Origin of the sequence: Streptomyces sp. NPDC101151 (assembly GCF_044768335.1) — a bacterium.
GTDB lineage: Bacteria > Actinomycetota > Actinomycetes > Streptomycetales > Streptomycetaceae > Streptomyces.
Genome location: NZ_JBIWPP010000021.1, coordinates 36921 through 56050, shown reverse-complemented (window position 1 = coordinate 56050; position 19130 = coordinate 36921). Strand labels below are relative to the sequence as shown.

General features: G+C 71.9%; 8 protein-coding genes. 5 read left to right on the top strand and 3 right to left on the bottom strand.

What is annotated here, in order from left to right:
- Positions 1 to 145 precede the first annotated feature (145 nt).
- Genes ACIRU3_RS30970 through ACIRU3_RS30960 form a run of 3 tightly spaced genes read right to left on the bottom strand, consistent with a single transcriptional unit; the run spans position 146 to position 8443 of the window.
- On the bottom strand, positions 146 to 2752 hold the full coding sequence (locus tag ACIRU3_RS30970) for a CHAT domain-containing protein (RefSeq protein WP_404063095.1): 2607 nt from the start codon (positions 2750 to 2752) through the stop codon (positions 146 to 148).
- The gene (locus ACIRU3_RS30965) at positions 2749 to 4623 is read right to left on the bottom strand and encodes a caspase family protein (RefSeq protein ID WP_404063093.1); all 1875 of its coding nucleotides are present in this window, start codon (positions 4621 to 4623) and stop codon (positions 2749 to 2751) included. The genes ACIRU3_RS30970 and ACIRU3_RS30965 overlap by 4 nt, the downstream gene beginning before the upstream one ends.
- 1 nt (position 4624) lies before the next feature.
- Positions 4625 to 8443 carry a CHAT domain-containing protein gene (locus ACIRU3_RS30960; protein ID WP_404063090.1) on the bottom strand — a complete coding sequence of 1273 codons (3819 nt, stop codon included), beginning with the start codon at positions 8441 to 8443 and terminating at the stop codon, positions 4625 to 4627.
- 364 nt (positions 8444 to 8807) lie between these two features.
- On the opposite strand from ACIRU3_RS30960, the gene ACIRU3_RS30955 reads away from it, so the two are divergent.
- From ACIRU3_RS30955 to ACIRU3_RS30935, 5 genes are all read left to right on the top strand, one after another.
- On the top strand, positions 8808 to 10568 hold the full coding sequence (locus ACIRU3_RS30955) for a hypothetical protein (RefSeq protein WP_404063087.1): 1761 nt from the start codon (positions 8808 to 8810) through the stop codon (positions 10566 to 10568).
- Entirely contained in the window at positions 10565 to 11140 is a 576-nt protein-coding gene (locus ACIRU3_RS30950) for a hypothetical protein (RefSeq protein WP_404063085.1), read from the top strand. Before ACIRU3_RS30955 ends, ACIRU3_RS30950 begins: the two co-directional genes overlap by 4 nt.
- A gap of 209 nt (positions 11141 to 11349) precedes the next feature.
- Entirely contained in the window at positions 11350 to 13986 is a 2637-nt protein-coding gene (locus ACIRU3_RS30945) for a hypothetical protein (protein WP_404063082.1), read from the top strand.
- Between the two features lie 2 nt (positions 13987 to 13988).
- Complete coding sequence (locus ACIRU3_RS30940) at positions 13989 to 17525, top strand: hypothetical protein (protein ID WP_404063080.1); 3537 nt, start codon at positions 13989 to 13991, stop codon at positions 17523 to 17525.
- Positions 17525 to 19120 carry a hypothetical protein gene (locus tag ACIRU3_RS30935; RefSeq protein ID WP_404063077.1) on the top strand — a complete coding sequence of 532 codons (1596 nt, stop codon included), beginning with the start codon at positions 17525 to 17527 and terminating at the stop codon, positions 19118 to 19120. Before ACIRU3_RS30940 ends, ACIRU3_RS30935 begins: the two co-directional genes overlap by 1 nt.
- Positions 19121 to 19130 lie beyond the last annotated feature (10 nt).

Sequence of the window (19130 nt, the reverse complement as noted above, 5' to 3'; positions counted from 1 at the left end):
GACGCCGTCCCACGGGATTCCGCACTGCTGCGGGGACGTGGTCTTCGTGCTTGCTGCACGGGGGACAGCGCGGGGACCCGGCGGCCGTCGGCGGCCACCGGGCCCCCGCCACTCGTTCCTCTTCGGGCCTCGTCCGTGCAGGAGTTCACGCCCGCGCCACCGGAAGGAGCCGGAGATCGGCGTTGCCCAGCAGGCTGAAGCCCGCCCAATCCTCCGGCCGTAGGTGACGTCGCCTGGTGTCGCACACGGCCAGGCGCAGGGCCTCTCCCGTGGTCGTCCCCGTGACGAGGTGCCGGTGGAACGCGGTCATGAGATCGGCCGTCGCCCTGTCGTCCACGGGCCACAGGGCAACCACCACGGATTCCACCCCGGCGGCCAGGAAGGTACGGGCCAGGCCGAGGTTTCCCTCCGGTGAAGGCTTGCCCCAGCCGGTCTCACAGGCACTGAGTACGACGAGCGGGCAGCCTGTGAGGTCGAGCGGCTCGATGTGGTCGGCCCGCAGGTACGAGCCGTCCGCGCCGTCCCCGTACTTCCCGCGGGCCGGATCGGGCGTGCCGCTCGGGGCGAGGCAGAGCGCGCCCGGGATCCGAAGGACTTCCTCACCGGCGAGGGCGTGTGTCGCGAAGTGCGCGAACCGGGCCCGCGGCAGCCGGGCGAGCACGGCCTCGTGGGTGGCTTCCGCGCCGAGGAGCGCGCGGGCTCCGTAGAGGGCGGCGACGTCCCGGGCCTCGCGTTCGGCCGCGGGCAGGGCCCGCAGGACGGGCGCGGGCAGCCCGGGTATGAGAGGTTGCGTCGGCGGGTCGGGGTTTCCCACCACCAGGGCCTTGGACGCGGGTACTTCGACGGGCCGGCTGCGCGCGGTGGCCCGAGGGCCTTGCCGGGCGGAGGGCGCCACCGCCACGGTGAACCGGTCCACCAGTGGGGTGGTGTCCTTCAAGGGCAGCGCGTTGAACGGCAGGTGGTGCAGGAACCCGTCGGGTACGACCACCAGCAGCCGCGTCCCGGCTGCCGTCAGGTCGTCCTCGACCGGCCGCAGGAACGCGTCGGCGAGCAGGCGCAGTTGCGCGTCGGTGATCCGGCGGGAGTCTCGCTCGGCGAGCGGGCTGCTGTCGCGGGTGCTTGCGTCCGGAACCACAGTGCCCTGGGACAGGGCCCGCAGAAGCCGCTTCTCGGGAGGCTCGGCGGCGGTGGCCCTGTCCGTACCGCCGCCGGAGTGGGCCGCGTCGGCAGCGACGGCGCTCGGCATCGCGGCGCGCACAGTGGCAAGGTCGACCTCGTGATGCCTTCGTGTTCCGTCGGGTGCTATCACCCAGATGTAGGCGGTGGCGGCGTTGCTGCGGACGCTGGGGCGGGCGGGCCCGAGCAGGCTGTACACGAGCGTGACCGTGTTGTTGCGGGCGGCCTGCTCGGACAGGTGTTGCGCGGTCCTGGGCGCCGTACGCGGCCCAGGGCTCGTGGCGGGGCCGGGGGAGCGTCCCGCGAGGAGCCGCTGTTCCAGCAGCAGGCCGCGGACCCGTTCCGCCGCCTCCAGCGCGCCGTCGGTGTCGCCGCGGGCGACCCGGCAACGCTGGAGGGCCCGGTACACCTGGGCCTGTTCACCGAGCAGGTCGATGTGCTCGAGCTCGTCGCGGGCGGTGGCGCGTACCTGTTCCCAGAGCGTGACCGCCTCCAGCAATCGGCGGTCGGCCTCGGCGTGCTCTCCGCGCACCTGCAGCATGGTCCCCAGGGTCAGCAGGGCGGAGGCGGCCATGTGCGGCCCCTGGCCGGCCTTCCGCGCGGCGTCCACGGCTCGCTCCGCCCAGGCGAGCGCCTCTTCCATGCTGTCCACCAGTGCATGGGCGCCGGCGATGTTGGCGGCGGAGGAGACGATGAGGAGGGCGTCGCCGCGCTCGACCGCCTCCGCGTGGTTGCGGCGCAGCAGATCGATCGCCTCGGCCGCCTTCTGCGGTTCGTCGCAGGAGAGCAGGCAGGTCGCGAGCCGTTCACGGGACTGCGCCAGTACCGCGACGTCCTGCCGGCCGACCGGGCCGGACAGCAGTGTGAGGGCCTCGCGTGCGTACGCGACCGCTTCCTCACCACGCAGTTCGCGCCGCAGCACGAGGGCCCGGAAGCCGAGGGCGGAGGTCAGCACCGTGGTGCGTTCTCTTCGGGTCGACGCCCGCGCCAGCCGTTCGGCCTCGGCCGCGCAGTCGCGGGCGGTGGCGTTGTCGCCCACCGTCGCGGCGGCGACACCCAGGCTCACCAGTTCCTGGGCCACCTCCAGCCCGTTTCCGCCGGCCCGTGCGGTCTCGACGGCGCGGGCGAAGGCAGTCAGGGCACCGCCGACCTGTCCCCGGAGGATCAGCGCCTGGCCCAGCCGGTGGAAGGCCTCGGCGGCGAAGTCGGCGTCCTTCCCGGCGGCCATGTCGTAGACCCGGCGGGCGACTTCCTCCCCGCCGGTGAGATCACCGGTGCGGTAGAGGGATTCGGCCAGGGCCAGCAGGGCTCTGATCCGCGTCCTGCGTACCAGAGGGGTGTTGAGCACCGTGCCGTTCAGGAGGGCGAGGCTGCGCCTGCTGCAGTCTTCCTGCTCGGAGTAGCGGCCGAGCCGGCCGGCCATGCCCGCGGCATCCTGCCAGCAGGCGGCGGCGAGCACCCGCTGGGGGTAGGCGCGGGCGGCTTCGCGGTACAGGCCGTACGCTTCGGCCCACCGCTGCTGCCTGGCGCTGCGGTCCGCCTGGATCCGGCGCACCGTCGGGGGCAGGTGAATCATGGGCGCCTGTCTTCCGGCTCCGGTAGCGCGTCCGCGTGCACGGTATGTACGCGGTAGTGGAACTCCTCGCCCACCTCCAGCATCTGGTCGCGGGTGCCCTCCCAGACGTCCTGCAGCAGCGCGCTCAGGGTGGGATCGGCGGTGTGCACGGACCGTTCGCGCGACGCCAGACCGCTGAGGTCCATCGCGCGGTCGCCGACGAGGACGTGGATGGTCTCCGGCCGTGGACCCAGCTTGGGTACGTCGTGCGGCCAGTAGATCGTGACGGGCCGGGTGGTGCGCGTGCCGTGGTGCTCGGCGCCATGGGGTTCCAGACGGTAGCCGCTGGGCTGGTCGTTGGTCACCAGAGTGGTGCGGCCGCTCAGTCCGACACCGATCACCCAGAAGCACAGTGGGGCGCCGGAACGGTTGTTGACCGTGACCCGGTATTGGTCGCCGTGGTGGAGCCGCTCGCCGACCGCGTGCAGTTCGCGCCAGTGCCCGCGCGTGGGGGGCTGCCGGACCTCGATCAGGACGTCCAGGCCCGCCTCCAGGCGGCTCGGTCCCTTCGGGTCGCCAAGACGCCGTACGCGTTCACCCCGGGCGAGCTCCTCCAGTAGAGCGATCAGCCCGGACGGACCGGCGTGGGCCGTTTCGGACAGGTCCCGGAAGGGCAGCCCCTCCGCGTTCAGGACCTCGCAGGTTCCGTCGTGTACGCGAACGGTGGCGAAGGCCTCCTGAGCGTCGTCGGTCTCCGCCAGCCGTGGGCAGCGGGCCAGTTCCTTGCGCAGCGCGTCGGCGAAGAGGCCTTCGGCGTCGATGAGGACCCGGCGGCGGTCGTGGACGCGTACGGCGAGCGCGTGGGCGCCGGGGGGCAGCATTGCGGTGCGCAGGTCGCCGGCAGCAGGGCTCGAAAGGGCAGACGGCGCTGGGCGCAGGAGAGCGTCGCCGGCCTTCATCTCGTCCACGGTCGCGGGTATGGAGGTCCCGGCGCCGCCGTGCCGCGTGCCACTGCCGGGGAACACCATGCTGACCTGGTCCGCGACGCCGAGACCGAAGACGGCGCCGCCCGGTACGGTGAACCGGCCGTCGCATCGCACCAGCGGGAGCCGTTCGGGCTCGGCGGGCTCGTCGAGGGAGAACGGCAACCGCCCGGACGGCCCACCCGCCTCGGGCCACTGGCGTACCTGTTGCTGTTTGATGCGGTCGCGGATGCGGGCGATCAGCACCGACCAGGGCACACGGGGGTGCGTGTGCGGGCGCAGGAACTCGGCCAGGGCCGCGGTGAAGACGCCCTGCCGTCCCTTGCCTGACACGAGTTCGGCCTCGTACGCCGAACCGTGCTGCAGACATGCCGTCAACCGGACGACGCCGGGGACGAGCGGGTCCCCGGGCCGGGCGAGTCGAGCCGCGCGGGTGAGTCCCGCGTCCTGGTCGACGGTGGGCAGCTCGACCGACTTCAGGGCCCACCGCCCGGACTCGTACGCCGCCTCCCGCACGGCGCCGCCAGAGTGGCAGGAGTCGAGGATCACGGTGAGATTCGGCGTCTGCTCCCTCAGCGCCCGGACGGCGGCGGTGAGTTCCTCGGCCAGATAACCGCGGAAGTCGGTGGGGGTGCTGTCACCCATGTCGACGGGGACGAGGTACTGCAGCTCACCCAGGAGCGCCCCGTGCCCCGAGTAGTACACCACCACGCCGTCACCCGGCCGGGTGTTCGCCCGGAGCCGGTTCATCTCCTCGGTGATGCCCCCGTACGTGGCGTCGTCTTCCACGCACCTCCGCAGGCCGGTGAAGCCGCGGGCACCGAGCACGTCCGCCATCACCTCCACGTCGGCGTGCACACCGGTCAAGCCGTAGGTCTGGGCGCCGATCAGCAGCGCTCGCAACGTCATCTCAAACCCCCACGTGGATGAAGGGCGCCCAGTGATACGGATGCCGGTCGTCTGCGTCCGTGCACAGCGTGTCGCTGTCCCTGGCCGCATCCGAGGAGCGGGCCCAGGAGGGCTGTCCGGGGCGGGTCCCGGCCCGGAGGACCAGCGTGTCGAACTCCTCGTCCCGTTCGGCGCGGGACAGGTCGCGCACCGCCCGCTGGGCGCGTGCCAGCGCCGAGCCGACGAAGACAGCGGGGTCCTCGAGGAGGTACCGGTAGGTCCTGGTCATGACCAGGCAGCCCGTACGGTCGTGGACCGGCCACAGTGAGACGACGGCATGCCGGGCTCCCGTGATCAGGGCGGCGCGGGTCAGTCCCAGGACGTCGCCGCCCGCGGTGGCGGTGCCCCGGCCGGTGTCGCAGGCGGAGAGCACGAGCAGCTGCGGCTCGTGGGCGGCACGCAGGAGGTCCGCGATGCCGAGGACATCGTCACCGGCGAGGGGCAGCCGACTGCGGTTGGGGGCGAGTTCGTCGACGAGACCATGGGTGGCGAGATGGAGCACCTGGCAGTCGGAGGCGGCCTCCAGCACCCGGTTCCGGGTTGCCTCCGTCGCGGTCAGGAGCCGGTGGCGGGGCAGCAGCCGGGCGAGTTCCGCGGTCTCGGCGACGGTGCCCGGCAGTGTCCGCAGCCCGAGCCGGGGGTCGGTGGCGGGACCGCCGACCAGCAGCGCGTGCAGCTTCGACCACGGCCTGTCCGGCGTGCGGCGCAGGCGGGTGACCAGAGAGGCCGAAGGAAGGTAGGACACCTCGTGGGTGGCGCCGAGGACGTCCCCGTCCCAGGGAAGGGCGTGAAAGGGCAGCAGCGAGAGCATGGCCGGGGGCACCACCAGCACGCGCCTGTGGTCGCGCAGGAGCGCGGCGAAGGGGCGCAGCAGCAGTTCGGCCAGTTCCCGTCCGTCGGCTTCGCCGCCGCGCCCGCCACCCGCCGCCGAGCACCAGCTGTGAAACCGGCGCACGGCCGCCACCATGGACTGCGCCCACCGGGTCTGGCGGTCGCTCACCAGTGTTCGCCGGGTCATCGCCCAACCGACCAGGGTGTTGTCGAAGGAGTGGTAAGTGAGGAGGACGGTGTCGGAGGGCAGGGCCTCGGCCACGGATGCGGCGTCCGGCAGCGCGCCCTTGCCCGATGCGGTGAGCGCGGCTGGGACGAGCTTGCGCACCTGCGTCTCGGCGGCGTCCAGGACGCGCTCGGCCTCCTGGATGCGCACGCGTCGGTCTTCCCGGGGTGCCCGGTCCGTGCGGGCCCGGGCCCTGGCTGCGCCGACCGCTGCCGCGGTTGCGTCGGATGCGTGATGTGTGCGCGCGCCGGGGGCCGCCGGGACGTGCTCCGCAGGACGCCCCCGGGTGGGGAGACCGCCGACGTCCGGTGCCGGCCGGGGCCCGAGCGGGAACGCCCGGGCGCCCAGGGCGGCCGCGTGGTCCTCGAACTCCGCGGACCAGTGGACCTCCGCGACCAGCCACTCCCTGACGGCGGTGCGGGCGGCCCGGTCCGTGCCGGCGGTGTCGAGGGCGTGGAGCGTGTGCAGGAATCCGGCCCGGCCGCGCTCCGCCTGGGCGAAGGCGGCGGCCGCCGCGTCGGGGCCGCCGAGGCAGAGGGACGAGAGCACTGCGACGTGGTACAGGCCGGCGACCACCGGGTCGTCGGCGAAGGAAGCACGCAGTGCGTCGCGGGCCAGCCTGACCTGGTGCGCCTCATAGGCGTCGAGCCCCTGTCCGGCGTGGCCGGCGGCCTGGTCGTACAGTCCCCGGGCCAGGGCCAGGTCCGCCCGGATCGCCGCCTGTTCCCAGGGGTGCCTCTGGTCCGCGGCGCCGGGGGTGGAGCCGGCGTCGATGAACGGCACGTGAGCAGCGGCGCGTTCGGGGCGGTGCAGTCGCAGCCAGAGAGCGGCTGCCTGGACGGCGGAGAGGCGTGGTTCGACCGCCGTCATCTCAGCCCTGGCCCGGTGCCATTCACGCAGGTCGACGTGGGCCGCGCAGCGCAGTACACGTCGGAACGTCTCGTCCGGGATCTGCTCGGCCGCGTCCAGGGCCCGCCGTGCCAGGAGGTCGGCCTCTCCCTCCAGGCCGGCCGCACGGGACCGCCGAGAGCGGAACAGTGTCTCCTGTGCGGCGCAGGATGCGAGGTCTGAGGCGAGCACGTCGAGGACCTCGCTCACGGGCTCGACGTCGGCCAGGAAGTCGGTGCCGATACGCAGCGCGAGCTCGATGCGGGCGCGGGAGGCCGCCATCACATCGGGGTCGCGAAGCGCGGACGCCTGATCGTGGAGGATCTTGGCGGCCTGTATGAGGCCCAGGCAGTCCGCGAGGCTGGGCGGCTCGCCCCGTTCGCCGCTGCGCAGAACGCGCTGCAGGTGGTCCTGCTGCTCCAGGTCGGTCAGCACAATGCCCGCCAGGCGGTGCCTGGCCCGCACGTAGACGCCCGGGGCGGGGACACTCGCCATGCCCGCCGGCCGTGCGTTCGCCGCGTCGTCCCGCTCGGGTCCCGGGCAGAGCCGCTCAGCGAGAAGGGCGGCCCTCCTGGCGCGGACGACGTCCCCCTGTCCGCTCCAGAACTCGGAGCGATTCAGGACGAGTTGTCGCAGACCTCGCAGCCAGGACGTGCTGCCTGCCGTCGTGGCCCAGGCGACGGCGGCCTCGGTCTCCGCCTCGGCCGCCCGGTCGGCTCGCCCCCGGGACGTGGCGCCTGCCTGGATCAGGTCGAGCGCCTGATGGACACGGAGCAGCGCGGTACATGCGCCGTCACCGGCCGCCACCGCCAGTGCCCTCGCCCGCTCGACGGTTTCCCTGCACGCGTCCAGGCTGCCGCGGAGGCGCTCGACATGGGCGAGGCGCAGAAGCGCCGCGGCACGGCCGCGCCGCGAGAGCACGGCCCGGTACGCCGCGTCGGCCCGCTGGTAGTGCTCCTGTGCCCGCATCAGCGCCCGTGCGTCTGGCGCGGCGGCCTGGAGAGCGCACTGCTCGGCGGTTCCCGGTGTGCCCAGCTCCCAGTCACCGGCGAGCAGCGCGTCCAGTCCGGCGGTTGCGTGGCTTCGGGAGGCGAACTGCCGCCCGTGCCGCAGCAGCGGCTGGGCCGCCTGCGGGTCGCCGGCGCGGACACGGAGGTCCGCGGCGAGCAGCAGATGGCAGGCTGCGGCCTCCTCGTGGTGGGAGGCGGCGATCTCTTCGTACAGGCTGTCGAACCAGGCGAGCGGCTCCCTGAGCCCGGCCGAGAGGTCCTGATGGTCCCAGTCGGCACGCGCCCCGTACGCGGCGGCTCGCTCCTGGGCCGCCAACGCGCACATGGCGTGCCCCAGGGTCGTACGGGAGGAGAGGAGCACGGGGGTGACGCGTCCCGCGAGGTGCGCGCAGAGCCTCAGTCCCGGGTCGGTGACCGACGCGACGGCGGCCTCGATTCCCGTTCGGGCGGCGAACTGCGCCTGCTGGGCGACGGGTGGAAGGTGCGTCGGCGAGCCGCCCGGATGCCACGTGCCGTCCATGGCGATCGCCGCGGTCCGCAGTGCCCGCGAGAGCGGGGACAGACAGGATGACCCGAGGCCGGAGGCGTCCGGTGGCCGCTCGTCGAGGAGGATCAGTGCCGCTTTGGGCTCTCCGGCGGCCAGTGCGGCCGCCGGGGCGAGCCAGGGCCCCAGCCGTGCGGCGGCCGTCGCCCCCGACGGTACGCCGGGCGGGGCGGCGCTGGGATCGGTTCCCCGTTGCTCGACGAGCAGGAGTCCCGTCAGCCGTGCGAGATTCTCCCCGTCCGTTCCGGTCCCGTCGGCGTCGTTCTCCGTAGGTGTGGTCATGGCTCTCCCTCCCCTGCGTGCCGTCTCCGGGGAACGCCAGGTTGACGACCGTAGCCGCCAAGTCGCGGTCAGGAATATGACCGTGGGTTCAACTGGCCGCCCCTGACACATATCGATCGGCAGAACGGTCAAACAGCGACACTTTGAAAAGCAATTCAAAAGTCGAGCGACTTCCTTTCTGGCAGAAGCGTTCACGCCTGTCACCTGCGGACTCTTCTTCCTCACGGAGTCCCCATCTTCGGGCAGCGGCGCACAACACTGGATACCGCACGCCCCCGAAACCAATTCCGCAATACGACTGGTTGTGTGCCGCTGTTCAATGGCATATTTCAGACCGGTTCCAGGCAGGGCTGGGGGGAGCAGCATGGGGCGGCTGGAGACATGGGGGAGGTCACGGGCGCGCCGGCGCAGGCACAACGCCCTGGCCGACGAGGGGAGCGCCACACCCAGCCCCACGCATCACGAACCCGAGCGCCTGGCCGCCGAACTGCGTCTTCTGGCCGGCCACCCGCGCTGCGCGGCGCACGCGGCGGCCCTGGCCCGGCTCGCGGACGCGGTGCAGTCGAGCAGCGAGGACGAACTGCGTCCGTGGGCGGGCGGCGGACTGGTCACCGCGTACTGCGGACCCGACGCCCTCTCTGTTCCGCCCTCGGCCGAGGGCGCCCGAGGGCGACGGCTTCTGTCCGCGCTGCCTTCCGTGCTCGTCTTCGCCCCACTGCTGGTCACCTGGGCGGGGCTCGGAGCCGCGGCCTACGCATACCAGCGGATGCGGGACTCGGGAGCCACCGGGCAGGACGGGACAGGGCCGTCCGGCTCGTTCCTGACTCTGTGGCAGCAGGGCTTCGACGGCCACCTCTGGCCCGTCCTGCGCTTCGACACGATGGTCGTCTACACCGTCGTCGCTCTGCTGGCGCTGATGGGTACGACCGTTCTGGGCCGCCTCAGGGAAGCGGCGGAGGAGGCCGAGCGGCAGCGGCTCGTCTCCCGCCTCTCCGCGGCACTCGTCCAGGTCGAGGCACTGGCCGTGCGCACTGTCCACGCCTCCCCCGCGCGTTTCGCCGAGGAGCTCCAGGGCGCGGCCTCGGGCCTCCGGGATCTGCTGTGCGAGGCGACTCGTGTCCACGAGCGCGCACGACACCTGCTGAAGGGGGCCAGTACGGCCGCGGAGCAGCATCTGGCGGCCGTCAAGGCCCTGGAGTCGGCCGTAGCCGAACTGAGGGCCGGCACCACGGACGTCCGGACGTCCGTCGGCTCGGCCACTCGGGCAGCCGACGAGGTCGCGGCCGGTACCCGTCGGCTGGCCGAGGAACTGGCCAGGTCGGGCTCCGCGATGGCGGAGGGCGTGGACAAGGCGGGCCGGCTCGTCGCGGAGCGGATAGGTTCTGCCGGCGAGTTGGCCGCCGTACGGATCGGTTCCGCCGGGGAGCTGACTGCCGAACGGATCGACCGCGCCGCGCTCGAGGCACAGGAGCGGGACCAGGCGGCCGGCGAACGCGCCGCGGAGTGGATGCGTCAAGCCGTACGGGAAGTGACAGCAGCTCTCGCCGCCGTGCGGGCCTCCACGGCCGACTCCACCCAGGTCCTCGCCGCCACGCTGGACGGTCTTCACGGCACGCTGACGGGCCTTCCGGCGGCCCTCGAAAGGGCGGCGACCGAGGGCGCCGAACACATCGGCGACGCCTACGACCTGGCGGTGGCGGCCCTGGCCGTCTCCCTGCGCGATGAGGTCCGCACGGTCACGGCCGAACTGGCCGCCCGTATCGCGGAGATGCGGGAAGCGGCCCTCGCCCACCGGGGGGACCAGAGCGAGGCACGGGACCGGCTGTTGAAGACCGTCGAGCAGGTGCACGGCGCCCTGCGGGTTCTCGTGGACGCGCTGCCCAGGACCTCTTCCACCGGGCCGGCAGCGCAGGCGCTTTCCGCACCGCAGGAACCACATGGTCCCTCCCGACCGCAGGCGCCGCCCGCGGCCTCCGCACAGCAGCCGTCGCCGGCGCCCTCCAGCCCACAGGCGCGACCCATGCCTTCTGCGCGGGCGTCCGCACCGCCGACGGTCTCCCTGAGCCGTCCGGTGCCCGCCGACGACCCGCGGATCTCCGAGCCGGCCGCAGAGGTCGACCGATGAGGCCGCCGAGGACGACGGGGGCGCAGGCGGCAGGATGGCTCTTCGCCGATCTGCTGCTGGTCATGGTGGTCGTCGCCCTGGGCGGTGAGACGATGGACCGGGCCGACCCGCCCCATCCCTGCGCCATGGCAGGCCCCAGCTGCACACCGTCGCCGTCCGGACCGACGCTCCCCGGTCCCTCCACCTCCGCACCGACCGGTCCGCCGCCGAGCGGCGGACTGGACCCCCACACCCGATCGATCACGGTGCGCACGGACCCCGAGGCGCTCATGGGCGGCTCAGCCCGTGCCGCCGCGAGCGTCCGTGAACAAGTGGCCCGCCGGATACGGCAGTTCCGGGGCAAGCGGGCGGCCTTCGTGATGGTCTTCGGCAACGCCGGCCGGTTCCCGGGCGGCGCGGTCGACACCGGGACCAGTACGGCCTTCGCCGAAGCCGTCGCCCGGCTCCTGCCCTCCGCCGCGCCGGAGTTCTTTCCGCAGTACCACAAAGAGATCATTCGCGGCTACCACAACACCGACCCCGGCATCCCGTCCGGCACCGCGGAGATCGAGTTGTTCTTCCTTCTGCACTGACCCGCCGTCAGGCCGCCTGATCGATACACCGACTCGCGGCCGACCGTCAGACCGGCCCACCGACAAACCGACTCGTCGTCAAACCACCCGCTCACCGCACTCACCGCGGAGTCGCCGTGTCCCACACATCCGCCTCAGCCGCCACAAGTCCAGCGGCTTCGCCCACCGCTCTGGCCGATGTGCGGCGATACGCCAAAGACGCCCAGGCCATGCTCCAGGATCAGGAGATACCCGACACCCCGGAGTGCCACGCCGCCCGTGCGCGCGTCGCAGAGACCGCCCAGGAACTGCTGGACCGGGTCGATTCACCGGTCACCATCGGCGTTGTCGGGGAGTACAGCGTCGGCAAGTCCCTGCTCCTGGGCACGCTCCTCGGCTGTCCCGATCTGCTGCCGGTCGAGGAGCGCCCCACGACCGGCAACATCACCGTGCTGTCTCTGACCGCGGGCGAGTCCGGCAGCCCGACGCGGGCAGCGGACACCACCGAGATCCGCTATCTGAGCGAAGCCCAGCTCAGCCGCTGTGTCGAGGACATCCTCTCCACGCTCGTCACCAAACTCGACCGCAGACACCCTGAATTGGGCGCCGGCGTCGCACTCGCGGGGTACGACCCGGTGACCGATCCGCGCGGCTGGGCGCCGTTCGACAGCTGGTACCCCTGCCTGTGGCCGACGCCCGCCGGCGCGTCCCCGGCCCCGGTGCCACCCGAGCTCATCGACGACGCCCATCGGGACACGGTGGTGGAACTGTGCCGGATTCGGGACGCCCTGCTCAGTCAGCGTGGCCGGTACAGCGTGCTGGGTCACCGGGCCCTCGTCGCCCGGAAGATCGTGAACGAGGCACTGAAACTGCCCCCTGCCAAGGTCACTCCCAAGACGCCGCCCAAGTTCACCCTTCAGCCCTTCAACAGTGAGAACATCGAGAGCGACAAGGACGCGCTCAGCCGCAGCTTCCCGCTGATCGAGCGCGTGGTGCAGAAGGTCACCGTCTCGCCGGACCACTGGGCCCTCGGCCGTCTGCTGGCCGAACACCCCGTCCAGCTTCTCGACTTCCCCGGCATCGGCGCCGCCGGCTCGTACGGCAGGGACAAGTCCCTGAGCCGGCGCGCCCTGGTCGACGTGCACACGATCCTGCTGGTCGTGCTGTCCTCCCGCCCCGAGTCCAAGGGCGCCTCGGAGTTCTGGGACATGCTGCTGGAGGACGGCCGCAGTGCCGATGCCCTGGGGCAGGCGGCGCTGATCGCCGCCAACGTCTTCGACCGGACGCACCTTCCGTCTCTCGCGGCCCTCCCCGGCACCGCTCTGCCCGTGCCCGATCTGCTGCGGCACGCCGACGAGCTCAATGGAATCCACGTCTACGGCAGCAAGTTCGTCCGGGGACGCCAGGACGGCATCGTGGTGACCTCGGCGGTACCCGCGATCCGTGCCTATGAGCTTTCATACACCCGTCTCTCCGACGAAACCCGCGAGCGGGTACGTGCTGCCATGGGCAAGCTGCCCCCGCCCGGAGAACGCCCGTGGGAGCCGATCGCGGCCCGTCTGGAGAGCACCGACCCCGGCAACCCGTGGACGCCGCGCCTGCGCGCATACGACAAGGACGGCGGGATCGACCACCTGCGCCACGCGATCGAGGACCACGTACGCAGGAACGGCGTGGGCCAGAAGCTGGAGCGCGCCGAACGTTCTCGGCGGAAGCTGGACGCCGCGCTGCTCACGCTGCGACGCCAGGTGTACCGCGCCGCAGCGGGCGGGAACGCCGCATACCGCGAGATCGCGGAGACCTTCGCCGAGCTGCGCTTTCTGCTGGACAAACGGGTACGCCCGGCGTTGCACGCCCTGCGGCGCCCCGACCGGCTCGACGGGGGTGGCTTCGAGGCGCCGATATACGGCGACGGCGAGGGCGCCTCGGCGCCGGCCGCGCCACCAGGTCTCGCGGAGACGGCGGCTGCCGTGCACCGGGCCGTTTTTCAGTGGAAGGAGTGGCACCATCTGCTGGAACGGGCCGACCGGGACCCGCAGCACCTGGTCACCAAGAGCGGGCCGCCCACGTCCGAGTCCGACATGCGTATCGACTATCCGGGCTTCGGTGACGCAACAGGTGCCGACGGGGCCGTGGGGGACGAGGATCCGGCGGAGGACTCCTCCGATGCCTTCGTCGAGCATTTCCAGCACACCGTCGAAGAGTGGGGGAGCAACGGCCGAGAGGCGCTACGCGAGTGGTGCCAGGACTGGGCCGCGCACTGGCAGCAGGAGTTCGCACCGCTGCGCGAGTGGTTCGCGGACCCCGGGACGAGCCGGCTGCTGATCGAGCTGTACTCCCGGCGCCGTGGCGGAACGGCGAAGGCCCGACGCCAGCTGGGCGACCTGTGGACCTGTCTCAACCCCGGGAAGGCCATCGAAAGGATCACGCCCGCGCTGGACCACCGGGAGCGGGACAAGGGGGAGCTGGCGGGTCGCTTCCCGGCCCGGCCGCACCACGCCCTGGCCTGGCACCACCTGATGCGGGACCTGGAGGAGCACATCGAGGAGCGGGAACGGCACCCGCTGCGGATCATCGAGCTGCGCCAGCACACGGCTGTCGCCGCGGCCCGCACCGTCACCGACCTCCTGGACGAACTCCTCGGCGTGGTCACGGACAAGCTCGTTCCGCTGTACGACCTGGCGTCGGCGGCGCTGCTCGACGAGAGCGACATCGTGCCGCCCCGGCAGGAGCCGCCGGACGACAGCCACGGCAGCCCGTCCCACGGGCCGTCCGGTGACTCGCCGGACGACCACGAGGGCGGCGCCCAGCCCGACCACGACGAGCAGCCGATCGACCGTCTCATCAGTACCTGGAGCGTCGACTGACCATGAGCACACTGGAGATCACCTTCCGCGTCCCCGACCCGGCCGGGACCTCGGCCGGCGCACCGGCCCCCGGCAGTGTCGTCGCGCTCGGCCGCCGGCACTTCCGCGTCTACGCCGACCAGTCCGGCTTCCCGCTGCCGGAGGTGCAGGTGGAGCGCGAACCCGGCAGTCCCGGCTATGTCACCGTCCATCTGCCACCGCGCGTCGAGGTCCGTGCCGAGCCCGGCGTGCTCATCCCGGCGCAGCTGGCCCACGCCCTGGAATCCGTCTGGGTGCCCCAGGACTACACCGCTGCGAGTGTCGACGGGCCCCGCATCCTCTCCCTGGACTCCCGGTTGCCGGTGAGTCTGGTGTACGGCGATCCGCGCACGGCCGACGTCTTCGGCTCCGGCCACCCCACGGAGGTGCGCGTCGACGTCCACTGGTCTCTCGAGTACACGGGTTCGGTCGGTGCCGACACCGCATCGAGCAGCGTCGCCCTGGAGTTCGCCCCGCTAGGTGAGCAGCCGCCTCCTGCGGCCCACGGTGGGTTCTGGGCGGGATGCGGCCTCGCATCCGAGGATGAGGACGAGTTCCTGAGACTGCGTCCGCCGCAGCCCACCGGGGAGAACCTCCAGCAGTTCGTCGCGGTCGACCTCGGTTCCACCGCGTCGACCGCGACGCTGTGGGACCTCGGCGCCATCACCCAACGGTTGGTGGATCCCGACCAGACGGCGGCCTTGGCCCAGCTGTTGGGTGAACTCCTGAGCCCGCCCGTGGACGCCCCTCCCGAGTGGCGCACGGCCGTGGAGTCGATCATGGCCGGAGAGCTGGCGCTGAGCCGCCGGGGCGGGTTGCGGATCACGGGGCGGCAGGCCCTGTCCCGGCTGGATGACGCCGATGTCGTGGACGCGCTGATGGTGAGGGTGGAGCAGAGCCTGCACCAGGGCGGACGGACGACGTTGCGGGACTGGCTGGTGCCCCACCTGTTCGAGGGCTACGCCCGCGTCATGAACACCCCGGCGCTCGATCGGCACAAGCTGCGGCCTGTGGACTACCCCGACGTCAACGGCGAGCGCACCAGAGCACCGGCGAGCGCGCTGATCGAGCGGGCGCCGGTGGGCGACGGCGGACTTCCGCCGGGGCTGATACCGGGTTCGGACGGGTCCGCTGCCACCGTCGACGCCACGCGGCCCGGGGATCGGCGCTTCGCACTGCCCGGTGAGTCCCAGGACGAGAACCGCCCCGAGGTCACCATGATCACCGGCATCAAGCGATCCGTGCTCCAGCAGCAGCCGCCGGCCGTCAACGGCTCCGACATGAGCGCCGTCCATCTCGCCCAGCACCTGTATCTGCGTCTGGTGGAACGGGCCGAGGAGCTCGTGCACCGCCGGCCGGGCCGCGAACGCCCCACCGTACGCACCGCAGTGATCACCTACCCCACGACCATCCTCCCGGAGATCAAACAGCGGCTGGAGAAGCTCGTACGCTCCGGTCTCGGCATTCCGCAGGTGGTCATGGACTACGACGAGGGGCTGGCCGCCTGCCTGTTCTTCGTCATGCGGGAGCTTTCCGACAACCAGAACCTCGGCCTGGAAGCTCTGCGTTCGCAGTCGCGTCATGTCAGTGACGACCCGCCGACCTGGCACCGCATTCTGCTGGCCATCGACATCGGCGGCTGCACGACCGACATCGCCCTGCTGCGGCTCGCCCTGGTGGACACCACGCCGTCCCTGACGCAGGAACAGGAGTTCGTCTCCGGCCGCGACTACCGGCTCGAACCGCAACTCCTCGGCTCCACCGGGCACGGGCAGCTGGGCGGGGACCTACTGACGCTCCAGGTCTTCTACTGGATCAAGGCGTGCCTGGTGGACCAGCTGAGGACCGGGCCGGCGTCCTCCGCCACGGGCTCGGGGGTATTCGGCGACCGCGAGGAGCGCCCGCTTTCCACCAGGGTCGCCGAGCAGGCCTCCGAGATGCTCAGGACGATCGTCGCCCCGGACGTGAGGCAGGCCCTCGACCACTTCCTGCCGACCCGCTGGGACGGCATCCAGGACGAGGATGAGCGCACCCGCCGACGGGACCGGTTCGATCTGCTGTGGCGGCTGGCCGAGTCGAAGAAGCGCAGTCTCGGTGGGGGCGAGGACGACAGTGCGTCACCGGACGCCACCATCGAGGAGGAGCACGTCCTGCAGATCCTCAACTCCGGCTCCCACCGGCTCGGCACCGCCAAGGAGGTCGCTCTCGACCCGGCCGAATTCCGTACGCTGCTCGAACCGGTGCTTCGGCGGGCCGCGGAGATGGGCGCGGATCTCGTCCGTACGGTCTTCACCCGGATCCACGAGGACAACGCCAAGCGGATCGCCAAGGGCTTGAAACCGCATCCCGAACCCGTCCTGGACCAGGTGGTGCTGTCCGGGCGCAGCAGCGCCCTGGAGCAGGTGGGGCAGACCGTGGTCAGCGTTCTCACCCAGGCCGACGCCGGTTCCCAGGTGCGACTCGGCTGGAATCCCACCGCGCTGTCCGTCGAGAAGGGTTCCGTCGCCAAACAGGCGACGTCGATCGGCGCCGCCTGGGCGCATTCCACGCAGGCGCTCGCGGGCCAGCTGGCGATGAGGAACCGGTTGTCCGGCACCGACCCGGTGATTCGCCTGAGCGAGCTGGACATCCGGACGCAGGGCCTCTTCTCCAGCCTGCCCGGCGATTTCGGTACCGTCGCGGCGGGCGAGGCCAGGGTTCTCACCGTGCTGCGGGCAGGGACGCCGTTCGCCGAGCTCGACGCGCGGGGCCGCCGTGGTGTCCGTACCGGCTGGAAGCCGCTGACGGAGGTGGTGATGCTGCACCGAGCCACGTCCTCGAAGGACCACATCCAGTGGGGCAGCTTCAACCTGGTGCTGTCCGCCGGTGCGGACTCGCTGCCCGAGCCACTGGACGAGGTGTGGCGCAGGAAGGACGGCACCGGTGTCAACTACCAGCTGGAGATGGACCAGGAGCTGTTCCCGTACATCCTGCTGTGCCGGGGCATGCCCCATCTGCTGGTGACGGGCCAGTTCCTGGAGTTGGACGGCGCCCGGCAGGGCCTGTCCTTCGACGCCGGGCTGCACACGTTCTCGCTGCCGGGCAGCATCTGTGTGTCGCTGGGCGAACCGCACACGGGCAGGCCGGAGCTGGTGGAGGTGTTCCCGGCGCCCCGGTCCGAGGCGACGTATCTGGAGGAGTTCTTCCACGACTCCACCGACTCGGAACAGCAGTCGGTGCCCGGCCGGGCGGTGATCCTCGACGCACCACCTGTGCACGGTGGGTACCACTTCTATCTGGTACGCGAGGGGACGGGCGAACCGGAGGACCTCGGCCGGCTCCCCGCCCCGGGTCTCGCCGACCACTGGGCCACCCTGGACGCCCACGGACGGCTGCGGGTCCATCGCGGCGCCGTTCCGTATCTGCCCGCCGAGACCCTGCGGGAGGTGGAGCAGCGCCCCGGCCGGGTACTGCGCCGGCCTATGAGCAGCGGCCTGACGGAGTTCAACGAGTACTGGGACCCCTCGACCGGGAGGCATTGATGGAGGAGACCACCGCCGCCTCGGCCGATCCGCCCACGGGGCGGCCCGCCGTCGTAGAGCGATGGAACGCGTTCGCGAAGGCCATGGCCGACGTCTTGGAGTCAGGGCCGTCGGCGAGCCGGAGCAAGGTGCTGTACGCCCTTGACGCGTGCTTCTGGGAACTGAACAAGGTGGCTTGTCACTCCGAGCCGTACAACGGGGAGGCAGAGGAGACCGCCGTCCGCGTGGGCAAGGCGCGTGACGCCCTCAGCTCGGCCATCAGGGCGGCACGGGAGACGGCCGTGCCGGTGGCGGCCGAGGGTGCAGCGGCGGCCGGAAGTGAGCCCGAACACGACAGGGCGATCGGAGCCGGGAAGACCGCCGTCACCCCGTCCGACGGGGACACAGCGGCGGACGCCGAGCATGAACCGGCTACTGAGCCGGAGCCGCTTCCCACGACCGGACCAGAACCAGGGCCAGAGCCGAGAACAGAACCGGACCCCGAGCCGGAACCAGGGCCAGACCCTGAGCCCGAACCCGAACCCGAACCCGAACCCGAACCAGAACCCGAACCAGAACCCGAGCCCGAGCCCGCAGCCCGGTTGGGGGAGCGGCTGGACGCGCTGTGTTCTGCGCTCGGCGGCAAACACACCAGGCATCTCAGCGGATGGCGGCACGCCCGGCCCAAGAACCGTCCGCAGGCGGCAGTCCCTCAGCAGGCCGGCGCGGTCTGGACGGCGCTGCACATGGCCCTCCTCCGGCTGCCCGACGCCGACCGCCGCCTTTGGCAGGAGAAGGCGGCGCAGGCCGCGCAGGAGTGCCTCGGCGGACCGCCGCCCGGCTGGGAGGACCCGGCCGTCATCGTGCCCGCCCTGCACGCCCCCGAAGGTCCCGGTGAACCCGACGGACCCGGCGGCATCGCCCCGGAGATCACCGTGCCCCTGGATCTCAGCGACGCCGATGCCCTGAAGCAGGCCGCGGCAGCCGCGCCCCTCGAGGTTCTCAAGGCAGTCGATGTCATCGACGTCGGTTCCGTCCGGCCCGATGACCTCCGGCTGTTGTGGGCCGCGCGGGCGGGGCAGGCTCTGCTGCTCGCGAGGATCGACCCCGAACTGCAAGCCGTCAGCTATCCCCGCAACTACCCCCGCACCAGTCGCGTCCCGCTTGCCGAGGAGAGGCATCAGAAGGAGTTCCGGACCACGCTGCTGACCAATCTGACGAGCGCCGCGCACGCTCACGGGGACAAGCGCGATGGGAAGACCCAGTTGGGCGCTGCCCGCCAACTCGACTCTGTGCTCGGCGGATTGCTGCACAGCCCCACTGCCGCCCCAGGCAGCTGGTGGTGGCGGTGGCGCAAGGAGGTGGCGCTCATCCTCGAACCGCTGGCCCATGCCGTCGACTACGAAGTCGTCTTCGACCAGACCTCGGAATGGCAGAAGACCGACCTCGACAACTGCACCGAGACCGCCTTCAACCTCGCCGGCGCGAGGGAACCGGACGAGCGCCTGGTGCAGTGGGTGTTCCTGACGCCCCTGCGCCGAATCGATGTGTCCGAGCTGCGGACTGCGTATCCCGGCCGGGTGGTACGGCGGCCCGACCGGCCGGCCGGCACATGACGGGCCGTGC

What these genes read in the sequence shown, in the direction of transcription:
- ACIRU3_RS30965 (WP_404063093.1), bottom strand. Translation starts at nt 4,623, where the DNA reads ATGACGTTGCGAGCGCTGCTGATCGGCGCCCAGACCTACGGCTTGACC.
- ACIRU3_RS30950 (WP_404063085.1), top strand. Translation starts at nt 10,565, where the DNA reads ATGAGGCCGCCGAGGACGACGGGGGCGCAGGCGGCAGGATGGCTCTTC.
- ACIRU3_RS30970 (WP_404063095.1), bottom strand. Translation starts at nt 2,752, where the DNA reads ATGATTCACCTGCCCCCGACGGTGCGCCGGATCCAGGCGGACCGCAGC.
- ACIRU3_RS30960 (WP_404063090.1), bottom strand. Translation starts at nt 8,443, where the DNA reads ATGACCACACCTACGGAGAACGACGCCGACGGGACCGGAACGGACGGG.
- ACIRU3_RS30945 (WP_404063082.1), top strand. Translation starts at nt 11,350, where the DNA reads ATGCTCCAGGATCAGGAGATACCCGACACCCCGGAGTGCCACGCCGCC.
- ACIRU3_RS30935 (WP_404063077.1), top strand. Translation starts at nt 17,525, where the DNA reads ATGGAGGAGACCACCGCCGCCTCGGCCGATCCGCCCACGGGGCGGCCC.
- ACIRU3_RS30955 (WP_404063087.1), top strand. Translation starts at nt 8,808, where the DNA reads ATGGGGCGGCTGGAGACATGGGGGAGGTCACGGGCGCGCCGGCGCAGG.
- ACIRU3_RS30940 (WP_404063080.1), top strand. Translation starts at nt 13,989, where the DNA reads ATGAGCACACTGGAGATCACCTTCCGCGTCCCCGACCCGGCCGGGACC.